Below are 1,018 nucleotides of genomic sequence, written 5' to 3' on the forward strand. Positions count from 1 at the left end.
GTGCGGCAGGCGCGGATACAGCTCCACGCACAGCGGATGGCGCGGCCGGGTTTGCGCATCGGCGAAGCTCTCCAGCTTCTGCAGCACCCGGATAGTGTGCTCGTCGACGGTATAGGCGTGGAACAGATCGAACTGCATCTGCCCGACGATCTTGCCCCACTGCGGCATATAAGCCCACAGCACACTGTGACGGTGCATCGGCACCAGCGCGCGCGACACCGCGCCGGGGTGGCGCAGGATGGCCATAAACAGATCGCGCGCTTCCGGGATGGTGCACAGCGGCTGTTTCAGGTGACGGCGCGCGTGGCGCAGCTGGCGCACGGTGGTGGAGTAAATGCCTTTGATCTCGCGGTTGCGCACCATCAGGTAGAACATGCGCATGATGGCTTGCGGCTCGCGGATGAACAGCGTTTCGTCACGCAGATCGATCAGATCGCCGCGCAGCTGGAAATCGTCGTTCAGCGGACGCGGTTTCTCGGTGGCGTCCAGCGCCAGGATGGCCTCGTCGAACAGCTGCAGCAGCATGTGGTTCAGCTCGCTGACGCGCCGCGTCATGCGGTAGAAGTCTTTCATCATGCGTTCGACCGGCTCGTTGCCTTCACCTTCATAGCGCAGCAGCTGCGCCACGTTGAGCTGACGATCGAACAGCAGACGGTTGTCGTAACGCGGCAGCACCAGATGCAGCGCAAAGCGGATGCGCCACAGGAAGCTCTGACATTCGTTCAGTTCGTTGCGCTCGGCCTGGGTGAGGAAACCGAAACCGACCATTTCGTCCAGCGAGGTGGCACCGAAGTGGCGGCGCGCCACCCACAGCAGCGTGTGGATATCGCGCAGGCCGCCGGGGCTGCTTTTGATATCCGGTTCCAGGTTATAGCTGGTGCCATGGTAGCGCTGGTGGCGTTCCTGCTGCTCGTTGATCTTGGCGTGGAAAAACTGCGGCGAAGGCCAAAAGCCGTCGCTGAAGATGTGTTTTTGCATCTGCAGGAACAGCGCGACGTCGCCGCAGATCATGCGCGAT

The 1,018-nt window shown here is 62.0% G+C and carries 1 pseudogene; it reads right to left on the reverse strand.

The features are described 5' to 3' along the window. A pseudogene (locus AB0H42_RS35965) lies at nt 1–1,018 on the reverse strand (hypothetical protein); the annotation flags it as partial.

The sequence above is a fragment of the Nocardia sp. NPDC050799 genome (assembly GCF_040654015.1).
Classification (GTDB): domain Bacteria; phylum Actinomycetota; class Actinomycetes; order Mycobacteriales; family Mycobacteriaceae; genus Nocardia.